This is a genomic window from Streptomyces glomeratus (genome assembly GCF_021462825.1).
GTDB lineage: Bacteria > Actinomycetota > Actinomycetes > Streptomycetales > Streptomycetaceae > Streptomyces > Streptomyces glomeratus.
Map to the genome: position 1 here is coordinate 260,754 of NZ_JAKEEB010000006.1, position 23,594 is coordinate 284,347.

Sequence of the window (23,594 nt, forward strand, 5' to 3'; positions counted from 1 at the left end):
CTCCGGCCTCCGGCTCAGTCCACGACGTGGCGGCCCTCGGGCCGTGCGCTGCACGAGGCGCGGAAGGCGCAGTGGGTGCAGTGCTGCCCGGCGGCCGGGGAGAACCGTTCGTCGAGGACCTTGCCCGCGGCGGTGGCCAGCAGCTCGCCGGCCCACTGCCCGTCGAGGGGCTCCTGCGCCTGCACCTTGGGCAGGCCGTCGCCGCCGTCCTTCTTGGCTGCGCCCTGACGCAGCTGGACGAGCTCGGCGCCGCCCGGTTCGGGCCGCCGGCCGTCGAAGGCGTCGTCGACGGCGCCCTCGCGCACGGCCAGCTGGTAGACGGCGAGCTGCGGATGGCGGGCCACCTCGGCGGCGCTGGGCGTCTGCTTGCCGGTCTTGAAGTCGACGACGTAGGCGCGGCCCTCGCCGTCCGTCTCGACACGGTCCATCGAGCCGCGGACACGGACCTGGTAGTCGCCCGCCTCGAGGGTGACGTCGAAGTCGTGCTCGCTGGCCACCGGGGTGCGCCCGGCGCGGACGCCGTTGGAGTCGACGTGCCACTTCAGGAAGCGTTCGAGCGCCACGCGCGCGTGGTGCTTCTCCTGCTCGGACTTCCACGGCGCGTCGAAGGCGAGCGCGTTCCACACCGAGTCGAGGCGTTCCATGAGGACGTCGAGGTCGGCGGGGGTGCGTCCGGAGGCGACCTCGTCGGCGAGGACGTGCACCACGTTGCCGAAGCCCTGGGCGGCCGTCGCTGGTGCGTCCGCTTTCACCTCGCGCCCGAGGAACCACTGCAAGGCACAGGTGTTCGCGAGCTGGTCGAGCGCACTGCCGGAGAGCACCACGGGGTGGTCGCGGTCGCGCAGCGGCACCTTGCTCTCGGTCTGGTCCCACATGCCCCACCAGCGGTAGGGGTGCGCGGAGGGCACGAGGGGCCGGCCGTCGTCGTCCGTGAGCGCGGCGAGCCGGGCCAGCCGCCGGGCGGCGGCGTCCCTGAGGACGTCGGAAGCGCTCGGGTCGACGGTGGTGGCGCGCAGTTCGGCGACGAGAGCGGCGACGGACAGCGGGCGACGCGGGCGGCCGGTCACGTCCCTGGGTTCGGCACCGAGTTCGGTGAGGAAGCGGGAGGGCTGGTCGCCGTCGTCGGCGGGAGCCTTGACCGCGGTCACGACCAGGCGTTCACGCGCGCGTGTGCAGGCGACGTAGAACAGTCGGCGTTCCTCCGCCAGCAGTGCGCCGGGGGTGAGGGGTTCGGCGAGTCCGTCGCGGCCGATGCGGTCGGCCTCCAGCAGGGAGCCTCGGCGGCGCAGGTCGGGCCACAGGCCTTCCTGGACCCCGGCGACGACGACCAGGCGCCACTGGAGGCCCTTGGAGCGGTGCGCGGTCATCAGGCGTACGGCGTCGGGGCGTACGGCCCGGCGGGTCAGCGTGTCGGCGGCGATGTCCTGGGCCTCGATCTCCTCCAGGAAGTTGAGGGCGCCCCGGCCGCCGGTGCGCTCCTCGGCGCGCGCCGCGGTCGCGAACAGGGCGCATACGGCGTCGAGGTCGCGGTCCGCGTTGCGGCCTGCGGCACCGCCGCGCCGGGAGGCGCTCTCCAGTCGCTTGGGCCATGGGGTGCCGTCCCACAGTTCCCACAGGGCCTCCTCGGCCGTGCCGCCGCCCGCGAGCCGTTCACGTGCCTTCCGGAGCAGCGCGCCCAGGCGCTGGGCTCCGCGCGCGTACGCGGGGTCGTGCGCCACCAGACGCTCCGGTTCGGCCAGGGCCCGCGCGAGCAGCTGGTCGGAGGGCGGCGGTACGGGGTTGCCGGCGGCCCGCTCCTCCTCGCGCAGGGCACGGCCCAGGCGCCGCAGGTCGGCGGCGTCCATCCCGGCCAGGGGGGAGGTGAGCAGGGTGAGCGCGGTCTCGGTGTCGAGCCAGGGCTCGGGAGGCGTCTCGTCGTGTGCGGCCTCACCGGTGCCGTGATCGGTGTACGCGGCGCCCTGCGCGTCCCCGTCGGACTGGGGACGGGCGTGCGTACCGTGATCGGTGTACGCGGCGCCCTGCGCGTCCCCGCCGGACTGTGGACGGGCGTGCGTGCCGGGGTCGATGTGCCCGGCTTCCGCCCGGGCCACCGCGCGCAGTGCCGTCAGCAGGGGTGTCACGGCCGGCTCGTGACGCAGCGGCAGGTCGTCTCCGTCGATGTCGAGAGGGACTCCGGCGGCGGTGAGGGTGCGGCGGACCGTCGGGATGCTGCGGGCTCCGGCGCGTACGAGAACGGCCATCTCGCGCCAGGGGACGCCGTCCTCCAGGTGTGCCCGGCGCAGGATGTCCGCGATGTTGTCCAGTTCCGTACCGGGCGTGGGGTACGTGTAGACCTCGACGCGGCCCCCGTCCCGAACCGCCGCGAGTTCCCGGTGGGCGCGCACCTTGTCCGCCGGGAGGCGGGTGAGCGGCATGCGCTGGGTCAGCAGCCGGGTGGCGGCGAGAAGAGTGGCGCCGGAGCGACGGGACGTCCGCAGGACGTGCACGGGCGCGGGGGTGCCGTCCGGGCGGGGGAAGGTGCTCGGGAAGTCCAGGATGCCGCCCACGTCGGCGCCCCGGAACGCGTAGATCGACTGGTCGGGGTCGCCGAAGGCCACCAGGGTCCTCCCGCCGCCCGCGAGGGCCCGCAGCAGCCGGACCTGCGCCGGGTCGGTGTCCTGGTACTCGTCCACGTAGATCGCGTCGTACCGGGCGGCCAGCCGCGAGGCGACCTCGGGGCGGCGGGCCAGCAGCACGGCGCGGTGGACCAGCTCCGCGTAGTCGATGACTCCCTGGAGGTCGAGGACGTCCAGGTACTCGGCGAGGAACGCGGAGGCGGCCTCCCAGTCGGGGCGGCCTATGCGCCGGGCGAAGCGGCGCAGGGCCCCGGGGCCCAGGCCGAGTTCACGGCTGCGGGCCAGCACGGCGCGCACCTCGTCGGCGAAGCCGCGTGTGGTGAGGCAGGCGCGGAGTTCGTCGGGCCAGCGCACATGCGCGAGGCCGAGGCGCTCGAGGTCGGGCTGCCCGGCGAGCAGCTCGCGCACGGCCACGTCCTGCTCGGGACCGGACAGCAGCCGCAGGGGCTCGACGAAGAGGTCGCTGTCCTGGTGGGCGCGGACCAGGGCGTAGCAGAACGAGTGGAACGTGGTGGCCTGCGGTGCGTGTGCCGTGCCCGTGCGCAGCGCCATGCGGTCCCGCAGGTCGACGGCGGCCTTTCGGCTGAAGGTCAGCACCAGGATGCGTTCCGCGTCACCGCCGCGGGCGATCCGGGCGGCCACGGACTCCACGAGCGTGGTCGTCTTGCCGGTGCCCGGGCCCGCGAGGACGAGCAGGGGGCCGGCCCGGTGGTCAACCACGTCGCGCTGCGTTGCGTCCAGTCGAGGGGGATCCACCCGGACGGGCGGGGTACGCACCAGTCGGTAAGCGCCACGGCTCCCCTGCCGCACCTCGGGGTGCGGCAGGCGCCTGGTGGAGGAAGAGGAGCTCACGTGGTTCGCCGGTCCTGGTGGTCGTGCTCGGACTTATCGCTGTCGGCGCGGGGCGCCGTCGTCGGGGGGTGGTGGTCGGGCCGCGGGTGGCGGAGCCACCGGGCGGGGACGGCGGTGGCCGTGGGATGAGGGGGACGCGCGCCGTTGACGCTACGCCCGGGAAGGTTGCGGAAGCAGGCCTTCGCCCTGTTCCCGAAGGTCCCTGGGGTCATCCTGTTGCCGAACGCCCCTGGGGTCACCCTGTTGCCGGAGGCCCCTGGCGTCACTCTGTTCCCGATGGACCCTCCGATCCCCGCAGTCCCTCATTGCACGAACGTACGACATGTCACGGACGTGCCGCGCTTCCCCCGTACGGGCCACGGCTTCCCCTCAGGCGCCTCCGATGCCGGAAGCTGTCAGGTGTGACCTTTCGCGCATTCGTCGCCGTCCCATCGCGCCCGCTTCATGTCCACGCGCGGCAGATGCCCCTCGGACGCGCGGCCGGCCTCCCGCAAGGGGGTGCCCTCCTGCCGGTAGTGGCCGAGGGCGTCCAGTTCGTGGCCGGGAAGAAGCACTCCGTCGGCACGGACCACGCGCCACCAGGGGACCGCTCCCCCGTAGAGGGCCATCACACGGCCCACCTGGCGCGGGCCACCCTCCTCCAGCCACTCGGCCACGTCCCCGTACGTCATGACGCGCCCCGGCGGGATGCGTTCGGCCAGGTCAAGGACCCGTTCCGCGTATTCCGGCAGGGCGTCCACCGGAGGGCTCTGCTCGCTCATCCGCCCCATCCTGCCGCACGCCACCGACAATGTGAGGGGAGAGCGGCCGGGCACGGCCCTCGCCCGGGCGCGGCGCTTCGGGCAGACTGTGCGCCCCCGCATTTGCACCCTGATGCCCCCGTGTGTCGGGGGAGCATGCCACCATCGTGCGGGCGGTGACCGGTGATACGAGACCAAGAAGAGACGATGAAGCAGCAGGGAGTGCACCCCGACGGAGCGGAGGGTACCTCTGAGGGTTCGTCGCGCCCGGACACCGCCGCCGCGGGGCGTGACGCGGGCGAAGACGCGCACAAGAAGACGCGGGCGCACGAGGAGGCGCAGGCGCACGACGAAGCGCAGGCGCACGACGAAGTGCAGGCGCACGACGAAGTGCAGGCACACGACGAAGCGCAGACACACGACGAGGACGACGGCCCGCGGGGGAAGGACACCCAGGACCCGGCGAAGGACACCCAAGACCCGGGGAAGGACACCCAGGACCCGGCGAAGGACACCCGAGACCCGGCGAAGGACACCCAAGACCCGGGGACGGACGCCCAGGGCGGCCCGGAGAAGGACGCTCCGCTGCCGCACGCCCCTCACTCGGCCCCTGCCGACGCCCCCAACGACGAGGTGGAGGGCGACGAACCGCTGCTCCCCGCACGCGTGCACCGTCCGTCCGACCTGATGCGCCTCCTGGTGGGCATCCTCGCGATCGCGGTGCTGCTCGCCATCGCCGCGTTCGCGCACGGCACCACCTCGGGGCTCGAACAGGACATCAACAAGGGCACGGGACAGGCACCCGATCTCCTGATCAATATCGCGGGTCTGGCGTCGAGCATCGCCATCCTGCTGGTGCCGGTCGCCTTCGCGATCGAACGGCTGATCAAGCGGGACGGTCTGCGCATCGCCGACGGCGTCCTCGCGGCGGTTCTCGCCCATGGGGTGACCCTCGCCACGGACCTGTGGGTCGCCAGGGGCGCACCGCCCTCGATCCAGGACGCGCTCACCCAGCCCTCCCCCGGGGACATCCACGCCCTGACCGACCCGGTGCACGGCTATCTCGCGCCCGTCATCGCCTATATGACGGCTGTGGGCATGTCCCGCAGACCGCGCTGGCGTGCCGTGCTGTGGGTGGTGCTGCTGCTCGACGCCTTCTCCATGCTGGTCACGGGCTACACGACACCGTTCTCGATCATCCTGACGGTGCTGATCGGCTGGAGCGTCGCGGCGGGGACGCTGTACGCGGTCGGCTCGCCGAACGTACGGCCCACCGGGCGGACCCTGATGGCGGGCCTGCGCACCGTGGGCTTCCGCCCGGTGAGCGCGGCGCGCGAGGAGACGCCCGACACGGCGGAGAACGGCGACCGCGGCCGGCGCTACTTCGTCACGCTGGAAGACGGCCCGCCCCTGGACGTCACGGTCGTCGACCGCGAGCAGCAGGCACAGGGCTTCTTCTACCGGGTGTGGCGGCGCCTGACACTGCGCGGGATCACCACCCGCAGCAGCCTTCAGTCGCTGCGCCAGGCCCTGGAGCAGGAGGCGCTCCTCGCGTACGCGGCCATCGCGGCCGGCGCCAACGCGCCCAAGCTGATCGCGACGTCCGAGCTGGGCCCCGACGCGGTGATGCTCGTCTACGAACACACCGGCGGCCGCACTCTGGACCAGCTGGCCGACGAGGAGATCACCGACGGGCTGCTGCACGACACCTGGCACCAGGTGCGGGCGCTGCAGTCGCGGCGCATCGCGCACCGCCGGCTCGCCGGCGACGCCATCGTGGTGGATCGTTCCGGCACCGTCATCCTCACCGACCTGCGCAGTGGCGAGATCGCGGCCGGCGATCTGGTGCTCCGGATGGACATCGCACAGCTGCTGGCCACGCTCGGACTGCGGGTCGGCGCCCGACGGGCGGTGGCCTCCGCGGTCACCGTGCTCGGCCCGGACGCGGTCGCCGACTGCCTGCCCATGCTGCAGCCGATCGCCCTGACGCGCTCCACGCGCGCGACGCTGCGGAAACTGGCCCGGGAGCGGTCCCAGCGCGAGCGGGAAGCGGTTCTGGAGGCCTCCCGGCAGGACAAGCTGGCCCGTGCGGAAGCGGGCGACACCACCGGGGTCGTCCTGGACAAGCCCGACAAGAAAGCCGTACGTGCCGAGCAGCGGGCGGAGAAACGAGCGATCGACGAGGCCCTGGAGGAGGCGCGCGAGGAGGATCTCCTCACCCAGATCCGCCATCAGGTACTGCGCATCAGGCCGCAGGCGCCGGTCGAACCGGCCCGTCTGGAGCGGGTGCGGCCGCGCACGCTGATCAGTTTCATCGCCGGCGCCATCGGCGCGTACTTCCTGCTGACACAGCTCACACACATCGAGTTCGGCACGCTCTTCGCCAACGCCCAGTGGGGCTGGGTGGCGGCCGCCGTTTTCTTCTCCGCGTTGAGCTACGTCGCGGCGGCGATGGCGCTGCTCGGCTTCGTGCCCGAGCGGGTGCCGTTCCTGCGGGCCGTGGCGGCACAGGTCGCCGGGTCGTTCGTGAAGATCGTGGCGCCCGCGGCGGTCGGCGGTGTCGCGCTCAACACGCGCTTCCTGCAGCGGGCGGGAGTGCGGCCGGGGCTGGCGGTGGCGAGCGTCGGCGCCTCGCAACTGTTCGGGCTCGGCTGCCATGTGCTGATGCTGCTCTCGTTCGGCTATCTCACCGGCACCGAGAAGACGCCGTCGCTGTCGCCGTCCCGCACCGTCATCGCCGGTCTGCTGACGGTCGCGGTGCTCGTGCTGGTCGTGACGTCCGTGCCGTTCCTGCGGAAATTCGTCGTCACGCGCGTGAGGTCGCTGTTCGCGGGTGTCGTGCCGCGCATGCTCGACGTGCTGCAGCGGCCGCAGAAGCTGGTCACCGGCATCGGCGGCATGCTGCTGCTGACCGCGTGCTTCGTGATGTGCCTGGACGCCTCGATCCGGGCGTTCGGGCACGAGGAGCACACCACCCTGAGCCTGGCCAGTGTCGCGGTGGTGTTCCTGGCGGGCAACGCGCTCGGTTCGGCCGCCCCCACCCCCGGCGGCGTGGGCGCGGTCGAGGCGACGCTCACGGTGGGTCTCATCGCCGTCGGCCTGCCCAAGGAGGTCGCGGCGCCCGCGGTGCTGCTGTACCGGCTGCTGACCCTGTGGCTGCCGGTCCTGCCGGGGTGGCTGTTCTTCAACCATCTGACGCGCAAGGAAGCGCTGTAGGCACGCGTACGAGGGCGGCCGCCGTGGAGGGGGCGGCTCACCCGCACGGGTCATGCCCCGAGCGCTCCGCCCCGTACGGCCCCACGATGGGAGCATGCCGAACCGCTTCCGCATCCGGACCGCCGCCCTGACCGCCGCCGCCGTCGTCCTGCCCTCCTTGATGGCGGGCTGCGCCGGCGGCTTCGTGGACGGGGAGTTGTCGAGTCAGAAGCTGATCTGGAAGGACTGCCCCGCGCCGTCCGAGTCGGAGGGCGGCGGCAGTGCTCCCCCTCCCCTGCCGCACGGCGGCCGGTGGCAGTGCACGACCATGAAGGCGCCCCTGAACTGGAACGACCCCACCAGCGGCACCATCGGGATCGCACTGATCCGGGTGAAGTCCAGCGGTCCCCCGAGCAAGCGGATCGGGTCCCTCGTGTTCAACTTCGGCGGTCCCGGCGGCTCCGGAATCACCGCACTGCCCGCCTTCGCGCCGGACTACGAGACCCTGCGCACCCGCTACGACCTGGTGAGCTTCGATCCACGCGGGGTCGGCCGCAGCGCGGGCGTCGAGTGCGAGGACGACCAGCAGCTCGACGCGTTCTTCCAGCAGGACATGACGCCCGACACCGCGGCCGAGCAGAGCACTTTCCTGAACAGCATCAAGCAGTTCAACAAGGGCTGCCGGCAGCGCTCGGGCCGCGTCCTGCCCTATGTGCGCACCACCGAGGCCGCCCGCGACATGGACCTGATGCGCAAGGTGCTCGGCGACGCCAGGCTGCACTACTTCGGCATCTCGTACGGCACCGAACTCGGCGCCGTCTACGCACACCTGTTCCCCAAGAACGTGGGACGGGCCGTCCTCGACGCGGTCGTCGACCCGACGGGCGACCCGGTACAGGGCTCGCTCGCACAGGCCAAGGGCTTCCAGCTCGCGCTGGACAACTACGCCCGGGACTGCACCTCGAAGAGCACGGGCTGCCCGGTCGGCCGCACCCCGAGCGACGTCAAGAACCGGATCGCCAAACTGCTCAAGGACCTCGACGAGAAGCCGATCCCCGGCATCTTCCCCCGTCGCCTGACCCAGACCGCCGCCACCAACGGCATCGCGCAGGCCCTGTACTCCAAGGACTTCTGGGGATACCTCACCGAGGGGCTGGTACAGGCGTACGCGGGCAACGGCAAGGTGCTGATGGCGCTGTCGGACGCGCTGAACGGGCGCAACGAGAACGGCCAGTACAGCAATCTCATCCCCGCGAACGTCGCGATCAACTGCGCGGACCAGAAGCCCCGGTACACCGTCGCCGATGTGAAGGCGCAGCTGCCGCGGTTCCGGGCCGCCTCTCCGCTGTTCGGCGACTATCTGGCCTGGGGCCTGCTCAGCTGCACCAACTGGCCCGTGGCCGGAGCCGCCGTCCACCCGGACGTGAGCGCACCCGGCGCCCCGCCGATTCTCGTGATCGGCAACACCGGCGACCCGGCCACCCCGTACGAGGGGGCGAGGAGGATGGTGCAGGCGCTCGGACCCGGTGTCGGCGTGGAGCTGACGTACAAGGGCCAGGGGCACGGTTCGTACGACAGCAAGAACAAGTGTGTGCAGACCGCCGTCAACAACTACCTGCTGAACGGCAGGGTCCCCGCGGCGGGCACCGTCTGCTCCTGATCCCCGGACGGAGGAAAAGTGCAGGTCAGACTGTTGTCCACAGGCAGCCATGGGCTCGGTTCGATCCGCCTACTATGGCCTGACCGCTCCCCGCTGCTCCGTGCGGAGAGCTCGTGAGGGGGATGCACATGCCACGTTTCGCACGGTGGACGGCCGCGGTCGCGGCCGCTCTGCTGATCACCGGCTGCGGCAGCGGTTCGTCCGGCTCGGGGACGGACGACGACGGCAAGGGCCGCTCGGGTGCGCCGGTGTCGGCGCCGCGGCAGGCCGAAGGGCCGGGACTGCCCGCCTCGCTCACCGGCCAGAAGCTCAAGTGGAGCCGGTGCAAGGGCGCTTCGGTGCCGGGCGGCGACTGGCTGTGCGCGACGCTGAAGGCGCCACTGGACTGGTCGAAGCCGGACGGTGACACGATCGGCCTCGCACTGATCCGATCGAAGGCGACCGGCGACCAGCGCATAGGCTCGCTCCTGTTCAACTTCGGGGGCCCCGGCGGCTCCGGCATCGCGACGATGCCGTCGTACGCGAGCGCGGTCTCCACGCTCCACGAGCGATACGACCTGGTGAGCTGGGATCCGCGCGGAGTCGGCCGGAGCGAAGGCGTCCGCTGCCGCAGCGACAGGGCGATCCAGGCGGCCGAGTCCATCGACGCCACACCGGACGACGCCGCCGAGGAGAAGGCGTACCTGGATGACGCCGTCGACTTCGGCAGGGGGTGTGCGAAGGCGGCCGGGAAGCTGATCGCACACGTGTCGACGACCGACACCGCACGCGACATGGACCTGATGCGCCAGGTCCTCGGCGACCGGACGATGCACTACTTCGGCATCTCGTACGGCACCGAACTGGGCGGTGTGTACGCCCACCTGTTCCCGCAGAACGTGGGGCGGATGGTGCTGGACGCCGTGGTCGACCCGACCGCCGACAGCCTGGGCCATGCGAAGAACCAGACCCGGGGTTTCCAGCGCGCGCTCGACAACTACCTCGCGTCGACGGGCCAGGACCCCCGGCAGGGCTCCCGGAAGATAGCGGCCATGCTCAAGCGGATCGACGCCAAGCCGCTGCCCACGTCGTCCGGTCGCAAGCTCACCCAGACCCTGGCCCTCACCGGCATCGTCCTGCCGCTCTACAGCAAGGAGAGCTGGCCCATCCTCACCAGCGCCCTCAAGGCAGCGCAGAACGGGAACGGCTCCGAACTGCTGCGGCTGGCCGACGAGTACAACGACCGCGACGCCCTCGGGCATTACGGCACGACAACGCACTCACAGCGGGTCATATCGTGCCTGGACGAGAAGCAGCGGCCGACGGCCGGGCAGGTGAGGCGACTGCTGCCGGAGTTCGAGAGGATTTCGCCCGTGTTCGGCGACTATCTGGGCTGGGACACGGTCGGCTGGTGCCACGACTGGCCGGTGGCCGGACAGGTCGACCACGCGGAGGTCAGTGCGCCGGGAGCCGCGCCCGTGCTGCTGGTGGGCAACACCGGGGACCCGGCGACTCCGTACGAGGGCGCCCGCAAGATGGCCGACGGGCTGGGCAAGGGCGTCGGTGTCGAGCTCACCTGGAAGGGCGAGGGCCACGGCGCGTACGGAAGCGGAAGCGCCTGCGTGGACTCGACGGTGAACGGGTACCTCCTGGACGGCACGGTTCCGAAGGACGGCGAGATCTGTGCCTGAGGCTGCGCGCGCACGCCTCCGGGCGGGCCGCGGAGTGACCTGGTTCCCCGAAGGCCTGGCCTGAGCGGATAGGGCCCACCGCCCGGTGCGAGACGGCTGAGCGTCCGGCCACGACAGAGGCCCACAGCATCTGAACCGGTCAGAGCCGTGGGCCTGTTCTGTCGTGCTGGTCGGCGGGACCGCCGGTCAGTACACCGGCTTGTCCGGCTCGATCTGGTTGACCCAGCCGATGACGCCGCCGCCGACGTGAACCGCGTCCGCGAAGCCCGCCGACTTCAGGACGGCGAGGACTTCCGCACTGCGGACACCCGTCTTGCAGTGCAGGACGATCTTCTTGTCCTGCGGCAGGTTCTGCAGGGCCGCGCCCAGGAGGAACTCGTTCTTCGGGATCAGCCGGGCGCCCGGGATGGAGACGATCTCGTACTCGTTCGGCTCGCGGACGTCGATGATGTCGATGCTCTCGCCGTCGTCGATCCACTCCTTGAGCTGCTTGGGAGTGATCGTCGAGCCGGCGGCCGCCGCCTGGGCCTCCTCGGAGACGACGCCGCAGAAGGCCTCGTAGTCGATCAGCTCGGTGACGGTGGGGTTCTCGCCGCAGACCGCGCAGTTGGGGTCCTTGCGGACCTTGACCTGGCGGTACTGCATCTCCAGGGCGTCGTAGACCATCAGCCGGCCCACCAGCGGCTCGCCGGTGCCGGTGAGGACCTTGATCGCTTCGGTGACCTGGATGGAGCCGATGGACGCGCACAGCACGCCCAGCACGCCGCCCTCGGCGCAGGAGGGGACCATGCCCGGCGGCGGGGGCTCCGGGTACAGGCAGCGGTAGCAGGGGCCGTGCTCCGACCAGAAGACGGAGGCCTGGCCGTCGAAGCGGTAGATCGAGCCCCAGACATACGGCTTGTTCAGCAGCACGCACGCGTCGTTGACCAGGTAGCGGGTCGCGAAGTTGTCCGTGCCGTCGACGATCAGGTCGTACTGGCTGAAGATGTCCATCACGTTGTCGGCCTCGAGCCGCTCCTCGTGAAGGATCACGTTCACGTAGGGGTTGATGCCCTTGACCGTGTCGCGCGCCGACTCGGCCTTGGAGCGGCCGATGTCGGCCTGGCTGTGGATGATCTGCCGCTGGAGGTTCGACTCGTCGACCTCGTCGAACTCCACGATGCCGAGCGTTCCCACGCCCGCCGCGGCCAGGTACATCAGCGCCGGCGAACCCAGACCGCCGGCGCCCACACAGAGCACCTTGGCGTTCTTCAGCCGCTTCTGCCCGTCCATCCCGACGTCCGGGATGATCAGGTGGCGGGAGTACCTGCGAACCTCGTCTACGGTGAGCTCGGCAGCCGGCTCGACCAGGGGTGGCAGCGACACGGGGACTCCGTTGGTCGGTCAATCACTACGGTTGTTCTCCTCGTAACACTGCCACGCCCTTCTTCATTCCGAGACACCTGTTCCGAGGCGCGAGACGATGTCGTCCCAGTAGCCGGGCATGGTCTCCCAGGGGTCGCTGCAGCCGCCGCGGGCCGTGCGGTCGGTGAACCAGATGGTTCCCGCGCCCTGCCAGCGGGCGATGCGCAGCGCCTCCTCCAGATGGCCGCGCGGCACCCCGTGCACGAAGTGGCAGAACCGCTCGGGCGGGTACTCGGCGGTCCACTCGGCCACCTGCGACCAGCGGTAGTCGTTCCAGGAGCCGGAGAAGGTGACCAGCTGGTCGGCGTTCTCGGCGTATCCGGGGTAGGGGTGGGTGCCGTGCCCCAGGACGATGTGCCCGTGGCCGAGGAGCGCCCGGAGCGTGGTGATCACGCGGTGGATCTCGGGGAGCGCGACGCGGTCGGTGGGGCACCGGTCCAGGAGGAAGCCGTCGACCCGGTACCAGTCGAGGTAGCGGTGAGCGTCGGAGATCACCTCCCCGAACGGTCGTGCGCCCTGGGTGACGTCGAGGTGACCGAGAACCCGGACACCCGCGGTGCGCAGGCGTCCCGTGGCCTCCAGGCAGTGCGGGTCGGGGAGGGTGCCGGGGCCGTCGCTCACATTGAGCACGGCCCAGTGCACCGGGGTGCCCGGGCGGGTGAGCGCACCCCATTCCGCGGGGGCGACCAGGGGGTGCGCGTATCCGGGGATGCCGAGGCCGACGCCCAGACCGGTGCTCGCGGTGTCTGTCGTGGTGCTGGTCAGATGCGGCACGCCGCCTCCATCCAGATGTCGGCCAGGGACTCCTCGAGGTTGATCCGGGGCCGCCAGCCGAGCCGGTCGCGGGCGGTACGCACATCGGCCTGCTGCCAGCTGCCGCAGCCGTCGGGGTAGGGGTAGGCGATCGGGGCGGGATGCTCCGATTCCGTGCGGGGGTGGCCGATGGACGGCCGCACCGGCCCGGGAGGTCCGTCGAGTTCGTGCAGGGCCCCGCCGTAGCCGGCCACCCGCGCGAGCACGGAGGCCGCGTCCCGCAGGCGCACGGCGCGGCCCGAGCCGATGTTGATCACGCCTTGCGCGGCGGACAGGGACGCGGCGTGGACGGCGCGGGCGACGTCGCGTACGTCGACGAAGTCGCGCTGTACGCCGAGGCCGCCGAGTTTGAGTTCGCCGTCGCCCGACTGCATGGCGCGGCGCAGCGCCTCGGCGAGGCGGCCGAGCGGGGATCCGGCGGGTGTGCCGGGCCCGGCGGGCGAGAACACGCGGAGTACGACGGCGTCGAGCCCGGAGCCGAGGACGAGTTCGGTGGCGGCGAGCTTGCTGACGCCGTACGGGCCGCCGGGCCGCGGCACGGCGTCCTCGGCAGTGGAGGAGCCGGGCTGGCTGGGCCCGTACTCGGCGCCGCAGCCGATCTGCACCAGGCGGGCCCCGCATCCGCTGCGGCGCAGGGCCTCGCAGATGGTGGCGACGGCGACGGTGTTGTGCCGGGCGAGTTCGCGGGCGCCGCCGCGGATGGCGCCGGCGCAGTTGATGACGACGCCGGGGTGAACGGCGTCCAGGAAGCGGGTGAGTGCGCCGGGGCTGCCGGACGCGAGATCGAACCGTACGTCGGCGTCGTCGCCGCGGCCGAGCGCGGTGAGCTGCACGGCCGGATCGGCGAGCAGGCGGTCGGCGACGAAGCGGCCGAGGTATCCGTTGGCTCCGATCAGCAGGACCCTCATCGGGCGGCTCCCGGGGCGGATTCTCCGATTCGGGAGGTGATCATCTGGCTTTCTCCTTCAGGGGTGGTGCCGTGGGATGAGAGGGGCCCGCGGTGTCGGCCCCGCGGGAGGAACGTGCACGGGAGCGGGTCCCGGGCAGCGGTTGCGGCTCATGGCGCCGGCGGTGCGGGCTGCCATTGGCCGGGCTCAGGGTGATCCCGGGGGCCGGGCATGGGCCGAGGCCCGGGTCAGGGTGCGGGTCGCGTGGATCAGCAGGGCCAGGGCCGCCGGCGCGCAGACCAGGGCGGGGACGGCGTTCGTGCCGAAGGCGTCGGCCAGGGCGCGCACCGGGGTGGCCAGGAATCCGCAGCCGGGCAGGCGGCCCGCGAAGGCCGTGGCCAGGGCGGTGGCCTCGGCGGCGGTCGCGGCGCCGAGGACGACGGCCGGGGCGCGGCTGTGGCCGTAGGCGGTGAGCAGCCGGGCGAGCAGCAGGAGCGTGCCCAGGGCGCCGGCTCCGGCGTAGCCGGCGCCTTGGTGGAGGACGGCTGCGCACAGCGTGAGCAGGGCGGCCAGTGCGCAGACGAAGAGAGCGACGACGGCGAGGAGGAGCGGGGTGACCGACGATGTGAACTCCGTCAGTCCCCGGCTGGCGGCGAGCCGGCGGCGGGCGCCCGCGGCGAAGAGCCGGGCGCACCAGATGGCCGGTGCGCAGGCCAGGGCGAGGCCGAGGAGCGGCGCGGTGGCCGGAGGCCAGGGCCCGTGGGGACCGCCGTCCAGTGCGGCGCGTAGCAGGCCGTCGCCGAGCAGTGCGTAGACGAGGAGCCAGCATGTCCACGCGCGCGTGGCGGCGGGTGAGTGGCGCGCCGGGGCGCGCAGGGCGCCGCGGGCGAGGGCCGCGCGGAGTCCGAGCGCGACGGCGAGGGCGCCCAGTGCGGCGGCCGCGAGGCGCAGCCTGCCGTCGGTGAGCCGGAACGCGATGACGGCGGCTGTGCACAGGACGCCCGGCAGCAGAGCCGGTGCGGCCCACGCCCAGGACTCACGGAGGGCGTCCGCCGGGGCCGGCGACGGTGGGGGGCGCTCGCCGTCACGGGGTACGCGCGCGTACATCTCCTCGGCGAGCGAGAACACATCCCGGTGCCGGAAGCGCGCGGCGGCGCGGTCGGTCAGCCCGTGGGCCTCGAGCCCGGCCGCGATCTCCAGGGGGTCGACGGCCCGCTCGCACAGGTCGCGGTGCCGGTGCATGAGGGCCTTCACGGGGTCTACCGCGCCACCGCGGGCGGGTGACCTGGAGGACGGGTCCACACCCCCGGGAGACCCGGACCCCGCAGCGCCACGGCGGGCGGGGACCGACTCGGCTGCGCCACCGCAGGCCGGAGGCACGGGGGACGGGTCCACACCCCGGGGAGACCCGGACCCCGCAGCGCCACGGCGGGCGGGGACCGACTCGGCTGCGTCACCGCAGGCCGGGGGCACGGGGGACGGGTCCACACCCCCGGGCGACCCGGACCCTGCGGCGCCACGGCGGGCTGGGACCGACTCGGCTGCGTCACCGCAGGACGGGGGCACGGAGAACGGGTCCACACCCCCGGGCGACCCGGACCCCGCGACGCCACGGCGGACGGAGGGGCCGGGGGCCGGGTCCGTGCCCTCGGCAAGCCTGGGCTCGACCGCGGCAAGGCCGGTCGTGAGCCCGTCGGCCGGAGCCGGGTCCTGGGTGGTTGCGGGGGCCGTGGTGCCGAGGCGGTGCAGTTCTTCCAAGCCGCTCATCACGCGCCCTTCGCCGCCGGGACGGCTTCCTGGAAGCCGGTGGCGCGTACGGTGGGCGTCGCCTCTCCCGGCTCCCACGCCCAGCGGGGGCGGCCGCGCGGCAGTCTCGGCTCGGTCCAGCGGCCGGGCAGATGGGCCTCCGCCGGTGCCCCGAAGGGCAGCGGCTCACCGGTGCGGTCCACGAGTACGCGCCGCACGGGCGAGTGGGAGACGATCTCCAGGTACAGGTCGTGGAAGGCCGCGACGTTCTGCTCCACGGTGAACAGTTCGAGGGCTCGGGCGCGGGCGGCCGCGCCGAGGCGCTCACGGCGCTCGGGGTCGCGCAGCAGCGCCAGGCACGCCTCGGCGAGCGCGCGCGGGTTGCGCGGCGGGACGACGAGGCCCGTGCCGCCGATGACCTCCACCACGGCGCCCACGTCCGTGGACACCGTCGCGCGGCCGCAGAACATGGCCTCCACCAGGCTGATGGGAAAGCCTTCGACGACGCTCGACAGGACGACCACGGCGCCCGCCGCGTAGGCGTCCGGCAGATCGGGCGCCTCCGGGCCGCCGATCTCCTCGAAGGACACCGGGTTGTCACCGATCTCGTGCACGCCGTCGGCTTCGTCGGGGAAGAGCTGCGCGGCCAGCGTCCTGCACTGCCCGAGGTAGGCCGTGCCCTCGGCGCCCGCCGGGGCCCCGACGATCCGCAGCCGGGTCCTCGGCTCCTCCTTGCGGATCTCGGCGAAGGCGTGGAGCAGGCAGATCAGGTCCTTCGCCGGTTCGACGCGGCCGACCCAGACCAGCGTGCGGGGGTCCACGCGGTCGGTCGCCTCGCCCACCTCCGTGAAGCGGGAGGCCTCCATGCCGGGGTAGACGGTGCGGAGCTTGTCGCGGTCGGCGCCGCAGCGTTCCTGCCAGCGGCGGGCGTGGGTGTTGCCGGGTGTGACGCACGCGGCCCGGTGGTAGACCTCCGCGGCCAGCAGGCGGTGGAAGGAGGCGAGCAGTGCGCGCACCGCGGGGGGTGTCTCGTGAGAGGTCCCCAGGTAGTGCGCCCGGAGCTGTACGCCGTACTCGGTGACGAGCAGCGGGATTCCGGTGAAGTGCCGGGCGAGGAGCCCGGGCAGGGCCGCGGTGCCGCCCGCGGTGGCATGGCACAGGTCGACCGAGCCGAGCCCGTCGTCCTCGTACCAGTCGAGCGAGAGGGGGCGCAGGGCACGTTCGAGATGGGCGGCCGTCCGGAGCAGCTCGGAGACGCGCACCGTGCGCACCGCCTGTAGGGCGCGTGGTGCGCGGCAGGCCTGTTCCAGGGCCCGCACGGCGGCTTCGGACCGCAGGGCGCCGATCAGTCCACCCGTGTCGCGGGCGAGTTCGGCAAGCGCGTACAGCGCACTGCCGAAACGGTCCGCCTCGGGGCCGTCGGTTTCCGGAGCGTCCTGCGGCGCCCCTGGTTGCCGTGCCGTGGAGATGACGGCGGCCAGTTCCGCGTACGTCTCGGTGAACCGCCGTCGTGCCCGGCGCCCCTGGATGGACCCGTCGTCCCCCGCGGTCCACAGGGGGGCCGTCCGCACCCGGGCGACCTGCGGCGGCAACGGGATCCAGCCCTCGGCCTCCTGCCGCTCGGTGCGGCTGAGCGCGTAGATCTCGAACTCGTGCTGCCTGAGTCCGCGCACGAGCCGGTCGCACCAAAGCCTGGCGTCACCGCTCACATACGGATAGCCACCCTCCGTAAGCAGTCCGATGCGCACGAGTGCACCCCCGATCTCCCATATGGGAGCCGCCGTTGCGCCGACGGCTCGCAGCGGGACGAACGTAAGCGGACGAGGCGGTGGCGCGACGGACGGTTGTCCGTCGCGCCATCAAAAGGGGTGAACGGTCGTAACTTTCGCGTGCAGACCGCGTTCACTCGTGTCAAGGAATCGCGCGATCGCGAGCCATCGTGCGGCACCTCCTGCCGGACGGCGGCTCAGCCGTCGCGAGCACCTCCCGGGCCGCGCGCCGCTCGGTCCACGCCGCTCGGCCGCGCACGGGCCCCTGTTCGCGTTGCAGTTCACCCGGCAAGGCGACGACCTGCGCCTGGGCCCCGACGAAAGCGGGTCCGGTCAACTCCTGGGGTACGGCCAGGGGTTGGGCAGGCAGTGGATTCCGTCGTGGTCGAGGAACTTGGTCTGCTGCTGCATGACCGGCGCCAACTCGCCGTCCTTGTCGCAGGTGACATGGCCGTAGCCGAGGCGATGGCCGACCTCGTGATTGATCAGCATCTGGCGGTAGGCGTGAATTTTGTCCCCGTATGTCGTGGAACCCTGTGCCCACCGGTAGGCATTGATCATCACCCGCTCGGTGGAGGCCGAGTCGCAGGAGACGTTGTCCTCCGAGGTGTCCAGACCGGACTTCGCGCACCAGGAGGCGGTGGTGCCCGGGCTGGCGAGCGTGATCACGAAGTCGGGCTTGCCGGAGGAGACGCGCTCGAACGTACGGGCGCCGTGATGGGCCCAGCTGCGGTCGTCGTTGAGGGTCTTCTGGACGGCCTCGGCGAAGAGGCGGCCGTCCAGGCCGAGCCCCTGCTCCACGTCAACGCGGTAGGTGTACTTCCGCCCGGTGCCGGGCGCCTTGGCAAAGCCGGGGACGGCGGCGAACCTGCCCGGGCCCTTCAGCGTGGCGCCGAGCGGGTACGTCCGGCCCATGGCCTGCTCGTACGTCAGCGGCGTGGCGCTGGGCGAGGCGGACGGCCGGGTGCCGTCGCCGCCGAGGGCGGAGCCGTGGGTGTCACGGGCCTGGCCGGTGGGTGACTGCGAGCGCGCGGCGGCGCCGCCGTGTCCTCCGGCGACCTGAAGGGCGACGACGACGGCGAGCGCGGTGGTGACCGCGGCGGCGGCGATACCGGCGAAGGTACGTCCCCTGCCGGATCCTCTGCGGGGTTCGGCACCGCCCTCGGTCGCCGCCGGGCCGTCGGCCGGGTTCTCCGTGACCCGGCGGGGGGAAGCGTCCTGTTCGAAGGCGTCGAGATAGTCCTGGCGGGGCCCGCTCTGCGTCCGCTGGCGTGGAATCCGGGGCACGGGGCGGCCGGTGGGCGCGGCTTGGGCCGCCCCCGTGGACCCGGTGCCGCTCCCGAAGTCGCCCCAGCCACCGCCGGGTTCACGCTGCTGGGGGTGATCGCCGCGGACGGGGCGGGTGCCGTGCGCGGGGGTGGCGTCGGCCGGAAAGCGGGGCACGCCGTGGGCGGGGGTGCCGTCGGCGAAACGCGGGGCGCCCACGGCCGCAGTGCCCTGGGCCGCACGGCGCACGCCTTGCGCGGGCGCGCCGTCGGCAGGGCGCGCCCCTTGTGGAGAAGCCGGCCTCGCCGGCACCCGGCCGCGTGCCGCCGCCTCCCGGGGTCGTGCCATCGCGTCCCGGCGTTCCGTCGCCTCGGCCGCCGAACGGGTCAGCGGCGGTGTCGTACCGGAGGTGGGCGGGGGTGAGGCCGGTGCCGGTATACCCGGCACCGCGCCCGTGTCCGTGTCCTTGTTGCCCCTGGTGCCCCGCCCCTTGCGGCTGTGTCGTCCCACCCCGCGCCTCAGCTCCCCGCCCCGGCACCGCGGGACCCGGAACCGCCCCGCACCGCGCCCGCATCGAGGCCGCGCGCGCTCCGCGGCAACTCACCGGTGTCCACGAGGAGTTCACGGAAGGCCATGGCCACAAGGTCCGGGTACTCCATCATCGCCACGTGTCCCGCCTCCGGCAGCGTCAGCAGCCGGGAGTCGCGGAAGGCGCGCGCCGCACGCCGCGCCATGCGGAACGCCACGAGTTGGTCCCGTCCGCCGTACACCAGCAGGGTCGGCGCCAGAACCCGCTCCGCCTGGCGCCACAGCCCCTGCTGTCCGCCCAGCGTGTAGGCGTTCACGATCCCGCGCGCCGAGCGGGCCATCGCGTCCCAGAAGTACGGCAGCTGCAGCCGCCGCTCCATCTCCTCGACGGCGTTGCGGAAGCCCTCCGGCGTGACGCGCCCCGGGTCGCCGTAGCACAACGCCGTGACGCCGCGGACGCGCTGCTCGGGCGTCCATCCCCTGGTGTACCGGGTGTACAGGGCCGCGACCCCGGGCACCGCCAGCAGCGCCGTCGGCACCGCGCCGCGCTGCACGAAGATCTCCGGGAGAGCGGGCGAGACGAGAGTCAGCGTACGGACGAGATCGGGCCGTACGGCCGCCACACGCGTGGCGACGGCTCCGCCCAGCGAGTTGCCGAACAGGTGCACGGGCCCGCGTCCGGCCGCGTCGAGATAACGGATGACCGCGCGCGCGTGTCCGGTGACGGAGTAGTTGCCGTCGTCGGGCGGCGGGGAGTCGCCGAAGCCCGGCAGATCGACGGCCTCGCCGTCGACGAGCCCGTCCAGCAGCGCCATCAGCGCGGACCAGTTCTGGGAGGAGCCGCCGAGCCCGTGGACATACAGCGCGGACGGCAGGTCCGCGTGCCGCGGTGGCCTGGACCGCACCGTCAGGGTGATCCCGGGCAGTTCCACCGACCTGAGCCGCTCGCCCTCCTCGACCCGGACGGGCGCCACCCTCGGCAGAACGGTGGCGGCCGGGACGGACGGCAACTCGGTCGAAGACATGGGCCAATGTTACGAGACGATCACGCAGACGCTCATGTGTTCGCCGTCACACGCGACGTGGCCCGGCACACCGGCCGCCGTAACGCTTCGGCCAACCGCGACGAGCCCCCTTTCACCACACATAGCGTCCGAATCGGGTGTCTCCTAGGCTCGTAACGGGGCACCCGGATGTGGACCCTGCCTCTTCAGGAACGTTCCAGGAGTTCTGGGAAGGGAGCCCATGATGGCCGTAGACCCCACCGATCCCGAGACGTTCGAGGGCGAAGAGACCGAACTCGAGGAACTCGACGAACTCGACGTGGAGGCCCCGGAGAACGACGCCGCCGATCAGCACCGGGAGCTTGCCCCGGAGCGGGACGAACCACTGACCGAGGAGGACATCCTGCGCGCCAACGAGGCGGATCTCGTGGAGCAGACGCGTGTCGTCTCCATCGACGAGGACGACTATCGATGAGCCCCGGCGGCACATGCGCTCGGCATCGGGGTTCGTGTGGGTATTCGTGTGGGTATCGGTGTGCGCGTCGGTATCGGTGTTCGTTTCGGCATCGCTCTTCGTTTCGGTAACGGTGAGACGGGACGGCGACCACGCCGGAGAGGACGGCTACGCCGGACGGGTCGGGCACACCGGACGGGCCGAGCGGCCCGGGCGGGACGTCACGCAAGGTAAGAGGCCGGGCACTCAAGGTAAGAGCCGGCTGTCGCCGGACGGCCCCGAGGGGGCGATCTGTCCGCCCCATCCCCGTTGGGCACGCTCCGCAGGGGTTTTGCCGGCGTCCGGTCCATGAAATTCTGCGCTCGCACCGCGCACAGCACGGTTACCGAAAAGTACGATGGCGGCGCGGCGCATACCGCATGTGGACGATTTTGGGAGGCGGCGTGACAGCCATCGAGCAGACAGAGGCGGCGCGCCCGCGGGGCACTCGCCTGCCGCGCCGTGCCCGACGGAACCAGCTGCTGGGTGCCGCGCAGGAAGTCTTCGTGGCACAGGGCTACCACGCGGCCGCGATGGACGACATCGCCGAGCGCGCAGGCGTCAGCAAGCCGGTGCTCTACCAGCACTTCCCGGGCAAGCTCGAGCTCTATCTGGCCCTGCTGGACCAGCACTGCGACGCCCTGCTGCAGGCCGTGCGCGCCGCGCTGGCGTCGACGTCGGACAACAAGCAGCGTGTCCGGGCGACCATGGACGCGTACTTCGCGTACGTGGAGGACGACGGCGGGGCGTTCCGGCTCGTCTTCGAGTCGGACCTGACGAACGAGCCCGCCGTGCGCGAGCGCGTCGACAAGGTGACGCACGAGTGCGCTGAGGCGATCTGCGACGTCATCGCCGAGGACACGGGCCTGTCGCGGGCCGAGTCGATGCTGCTGGCCTCCGGGCTCGGTGGCCTCGCACAGGTCGTGGCGCGCTCCTGGCTGCACAGCGACCGCAGCGTGCCGCGCGACCAGGCGGTGCAGCTGCTGACGTCACTCGCCTGGCGGGGCATCGCGGGCTTCCCGCTGTACAACAGCGAGCAGCACCAGTGAGCCGCACCGTGCGACACCAGTGAGCCGGACCGTGCGGCACCACTGAGCCGGACCGTGCGGCACCACTGAGCTGGACCGTGCGGCCCCACCGGGTGGGGCCGCACGGTTTTTTGTTCCCGTCGGCTGTTCGCTCCTGGCGTTCCGGGGCAGAGCGTGTGCGTCCCCTCACCGGGCTAATGTGTGCTGGTACGGCGCGGACGGCCGCGCACATCACTGACCGTCGGAGGGACAAAGCCGTGGAGGTCAAGATCGGCGTGCAGCACGCGCCTCGCGAGATCGTGCTGGAGAGCGGTCAGACTGCCGAGGAGGTGGAGCACGTCGTGGCCGAGGCGCTGTCGGGCAAGTCGGCTCTGCTGAGCCTCGTGGACGAGCACGGCCGCAAGCTCCTGGTCCCGGCCGACCGTCTCGCGTACGTGGAGATCGGCGAGCCGGCCCCGCGCAAGGTGGGCTTCGGCACGCTGTAGATCCGAACGGAGCAGTGGAGGGGCTCGGTGGCGCACGGCGCCGGGCCCCTTTCCCGTCCCGTCGCCGCAGGGGCGTCCGGCCCTCCGCCCCGATGCGGCGTGCACGGATGGAGCACATCCGGCGCACAGCCGAGGATTGTCTTCCGCGCGCCACGGGTAGGACCGGCTACGACCGATTTGCCCTGGCAGCAGCCGTGCGGGAGGGAACCGCTCATGTTCTTGGAAGCGCTCGGCTCCGCCGTCCTCGGATTCGCCCTGGCATGGGCTGCCGCGTACCGGCTGCCGCACCGCCTGCCGGCCCGGGCCCTGGTGCTTTCGACGGGCGTGGCGGGAGCCCTCTTCGGCGCCTTCGTCACCCACAGCGCCCTGGGTGCCGCGGGACTCCTGGTGGTCCTTCTGGGTGCCCTGGTCGTCTCCGCGGCCTCACTGTCGCTGCTGCTGCGGCCGGCGGAGCGGTTTCGGCGCCGGTCGGCGACGGCCTGAGGCCGGAAGCCGGCGCCCACGCAGACTCTGACGGCACGCTCGGCGGCCGGGCCGCCGAGCGTGGGGAAACGTCGTCAGGCGGCCAGGCCCAGCGCCGCCATCCGCTTCGTGTGCGCCTCGGTGATCCGCGAGAACATCCTGCCGACCTCGGCGAGGTCGAAGCCGTCCGCGACACCGCCGACGAGCATGGTCGACAGCGCGTCCCGCTCCGCGACCACACGCTGCGACTGCGACAGTGCCTCGCCCATGAGCCGCCGCGCCCACAGCGCAAGACGGCCGCCCACGCGCGGCTCGGCTTCGATGGCGGCGCGCACCTTCTCGACGGCGAAGCTGGCGTGCCCGGTGTCGTCGAGCACGGCGAGCACGAGCCCGCGCGTGTCGGTGTCGAGGCGGGCCGCGACCTCACGGTAGAAGTCGCTGGCGATCGAGTCGCCCACGTATGCCTTGACGAGCCCCTCCAGCCAGTCCGAGGGCGCCGTCTGCTTGTGGAAGCTGTCGTACGCCGCGACGAACGGCTCCATCGCCTCGGTGGGCCCGACGCCGATCTCGGTCAGCCGGTCCCGGATCTGCTCGAAGTGGTGGAACTCGGCGGACGCCATCTTGGCCAGTTCCGCCTTGTCCGCGAGCGTGGGCGCGAGCTTCGCGTCCTCCGCGAGACGTTCGAACGCCGCCAGCTCCCCGTACGCCAGGGCGCCGAGCAGGTCCACGACCGCGGCACGGTACTGGGGATCGACAGAGGCCGTCGCCCAGTCCTGGGCGGCGACTCCGGTGGGTTCGGCGGATGCCTCGGGGGCGTTGTCAGGCGTGGTCATGAAGCGCACAATAGCCCGCTCACCGCCCCTCGGAAGTCCCTGGTCAATCAGTGTGACGACGACTACGTGACCGAATCGGCCATCGCGTGTGCGTGATTCCGGGGTATGGTGGTAATGCGCCTGCTGAGTACGTTGACGTATCTC

General features: G+C 72.4%; 17 protein-coding genes. 7 read left to right on the forward strand and 10 right to left on the reverse strand.

The window, feature by feature from the left end; genetic code table 11:
* Positions 1-14 precede the first annotated feature (14 nt).
* Positions 15-3,467: an ATP-dependent helicase gene (locus LZ604_RS10195; RefSeq protein WP_234514270.1), complete on the reverse strand. Its 3,453-nt coding sequence runs from the start codon at positions 3,465-3,467 to the stop codon at positions 15-17.
* Between the two features lie 395 nt (positions 3,468-3,862).
* Positions 3,863-4,228: an MGMT family protein gene (locus tag LZ604_RS10200; RefSeq protein ID WP_234514271.1), complete on the reverse strand. Its 366-nt coding sequence runs from the start codon at positions 4,226-4,228 to the stop codon at positions 3,863-3,865.
* Between the two features lie 186 nt (positions 4,229-4,414).
* Here LZ604_RS10200 and LZ604_RS10205 point away from each other — a divergent pair, with 186 nt between their 5' ends.
* The 3 genes from LZ604_RS10205 (at position 4,415) to LZ604_RS10215 (ending at position 10,732) form a co-directional block, all read left to right on the forward strand.
* Entirely contained in the window at positions 4,415-7,423 is a 3,009-nt protein-coding gene (locus LZ604_RS10205) for a lysylphosphatidylglycerol synthetase family protein (protein ID WP_234514272.1), read from the forward strand.
* Between the two features lie 94 nt (positions 7,424-7,517).
* Positions 7,518-9,062: an alpha/beta hydrolase gene (locus LZ604_RS10210; protein ID WP_234514273.1), complete on the forward strand. Its 1,545-nt coding sequence runs from the start codon at positions 7,518-7,520 to the stop codon at positions 9,060-9,062.
* Between the two features lie 128 nt (positions 9,063-9,190).
* Positions 9,191-10,732, forward strand: coding sequence for an alpha/beta hydrolase (locus LZ604_RS10215; protein ID WP_234514274.1), 1,542 nt, complete (start codon positions 9,191-9,193; stop codon positions 10,730-10,732).
* 186 nt (positions 10,733-10,918) lie between these two features.
* Here the strand turns inward: LZ604_RS10215 and moeZ are convergent, their stop codons facing one another.
* From moeZ to LZ604_RS10250, 7 genes are all read right to left on the reverse strand, one after another.
* Entirely contained in the window at positions 10,919-12,097 is a 1,179-nt protein-coding gene (moeZ, locus tag LZ604_RS10220; protein WP_234514275.1) for an adenylyltransferase/sulfurtransferase MoeZ, read from the reverse strand.
* Positions 12,098-12,160: 63 nt separating this feature from the next.
* Positions 12,161-12,910 (reverse strand): spherulation-specific family 4 protein, encoded by a 750-nt coding sequence (locus LZ604_RS10225; protein ID WP_234514276.1) that lies wholly within the window; start codon positions 12,908-12,910, stop codon positions 12,161-12,163.
* Positions 12,898-13,857: an NAD-dependent epimerase/dehydratase family protein gene (locus LZ604_RS10230; RefSeq protein ID WP_234514277.1), complete on the reverse strand. Its 960-nt coding sequence runs from the start codon at positions 13,855-13,857 to the stop codon at positions 12,898-12,900. Before LZ604_RS10230 ends, LZ604_RS10225 begins: the two co-directional genes overlap by 13 nt.
* Positions 13,858-14,043: 186 nt before the next feature.
* Positions 14,044-15,090 carry a hypothetical protein gene (locus LZ604_RS10235; protein WP_372482121.1) on the reverse strand — a complete coding sequence of 349 codons (1,047 nt, stop codon included), beginning with the start codon at positions 15,088-15,090 and terminating at the stop codon, positions 14,044-14,046.
* A gap of 512 nt (positions 15,091-15,602) precedes the next feature.
* Positions 15,603-17,330, reverse strand: a complete 1,728-nt coding sequence (gene pelF, locus LZ604_RS10240) for a GT4 family glycosyltransferase PelF (RefSeq protein ID WP_234514278.1) — start codon at positions 17,328-17,330, stop codon at positions 15,603-15,605.
* 354 nt (positions 17,331-17,684) lie between these two features.
* Positions 17,685-18,965, reverse strand: a complete 1,281-nt coding sequence (locus tag LZ604_RS10245; RefSeq protein WP_267971203.1) for a DUF3152 domain-containing protein — start codon at positions 18,963-18,965, stop codon at positions 17,685-17,687.
* 170 nt (positions 18,966-19,135) lie between these two features.
* Complete coding sequence (locus LZ604_RS10250) at positions 19,136-20,170, reverse strand: alpha/beta fold hydrolase (protein WP_234514280.1); 1,035 nt, start codon at positions 20,168-20,170, stop codon at positions 19,136-19,138.
* Between the two features lie 223 nt (positions 20,171-20,393).
* Here LZ604_RS10250 and LZ604_RS10255 point away from each other — a divergent pair, with 223 nt between their 5' ends.
* The 4 genes from LZ604_RS10255 to LZ604_RS10270 all read left to right on the forward strand — a co-directional run bounded on the left by LZ604_RS10255 (position 20,394) and on the right by LZ604_RS10270 (position 22,638).
* On the forward strand, positions 20,394-20,624 hold the full coding sequence (locus LZ604_RS10255) for an Rv3202a family protein (protein WP_234514370.1): 231 nt from the start codon (positions 20,394-20,396) through the stop codon (positions 20,622-20,624).
* 422 nt (positions 20,625-21,046) lie between these two features.
* Positions 21,047-21,691, forward strand: coding sequence for a TetR/AcrR family transcriptional regulator (locus LZ604_RS10260; RefSeq protein ID WP_234514281.1), 645 nt, complete (start codon positions 21,047-21,049; stop codon positions 21,689-21,691).
* Between the two features lie 236 nt (positions 21,692-21,927).
* On the forward strand, positions 21,928-22,155 hold the full coding sequence (locus LZ604_RS10265; protein ID WP_234514282.1) for a DUF3107 domain-containing protein: 228 nt from the start codon (positions 21,928-21,930) through the stop codon (positions 22,153-22,155).
* A 213-nt stretch (positions 22,156-22,368) separates the two neighbouring features.
* Complete coding sequence (locus LZ604_RS10270; protein WP_234514284.1) at positions 22,369-22,638, forward strand: hypothetical protein; 270 nt, start codon at positions 22,369-22,371, stop codon at positions 22,636-22,638.
* A 74-nt stretch (positions 22,639-22,712) separates the two neighbouring features.
* Here the strand turns inward: LZ604_RS10270 and LZ604_RS10275 are convergent, their stop codons facing one another.
* Positions 22,713-23,450, reverse strand: a complete 738-nt coding sequence (locus LZ604_RS10275) for a ferritin-like fold-containing protein (RefSeq protein ID WP_234514285.1) — start codon at positions 23,448-23,450, stop codon at positions 22,713-22,715.
* Positions 23,451-23,594 lie beyond the last annotated feature (144 nt).

Bases quoted from the DNA above. Each gene is read 5' to 3' on its own strand.
- LZ604_RS10200 (WP_234514271.1), bottom strand. From the start codon at position 4,228: ATGAGCGAGCAGAGCCCTCCGGTGGACGCCCTGCCGGAATACGCGGAA.
- LZ604_RS10205 (WP_234514272.1), top strand. From the start codon at position 4,415: ATGAAGCAGCAGGGAGTGCACCCCGACGGAGCGGAGGGTACCTCTGAG.
- LZ604_RS10210 (WP_234514273.1), top strand. From the start codon at position 7,518: ATGCCGAACCGCTTCCGCATCCGGACCGCCGCCCTGACCGCCGCCGCC.
- LZ604_RS10215 (WP_234514274.1), top strand. From the start codon at position 9,191: ATGCCACGTTTCGCACGGTGGACGGCCGCGGTCGCGGCCGCTCTGCTG.
- LZ604_RS10230 (WP_234514277.1), bottom strand. From the start codon at position 13,857: ATGAGGGTCCTGCTGATCGGAGCCAACGGATACCTCGGCCGCTTCGTC.
- LZ604_RS10245 (WP_267971203.1), bottom strand. From the start codon at position 18,965: ATGGCACGACCCCGGGAGGCGGCGGCACGCGGCCGGGTGCCGGCGAGG.
- LZ604_RS10250 (WP_234514280.1), bottom strand. From the start codon at position 20,170: ATGTCTTCGACCGAGTTGCCGTCCGTCCCGGCCGCCACCGTTCTGCCG.
- LZ604_RS10255 (WP_234514370.1), top strand. From the start codon at position 20,394: ATGGCCGTAGACCCCACCGATCCCGAGACGTTCGAGGGCGAAGAGACC.
- LZ604_RS10270 (WP_234514284.1), top strand. From the start codon at position 22,369: ATGTTCTTGGAAGCGCTCGGCTCCGCCGTCCTCGGATTCGCCCTGGCA.
- LZ604_RS10275 (WP_234514285.1), bottom strand. From the start codon at position 23,450: ATGACCACGCCTGACAACGCCCCCGAGGCATCCGCCGAACCCACCGGA.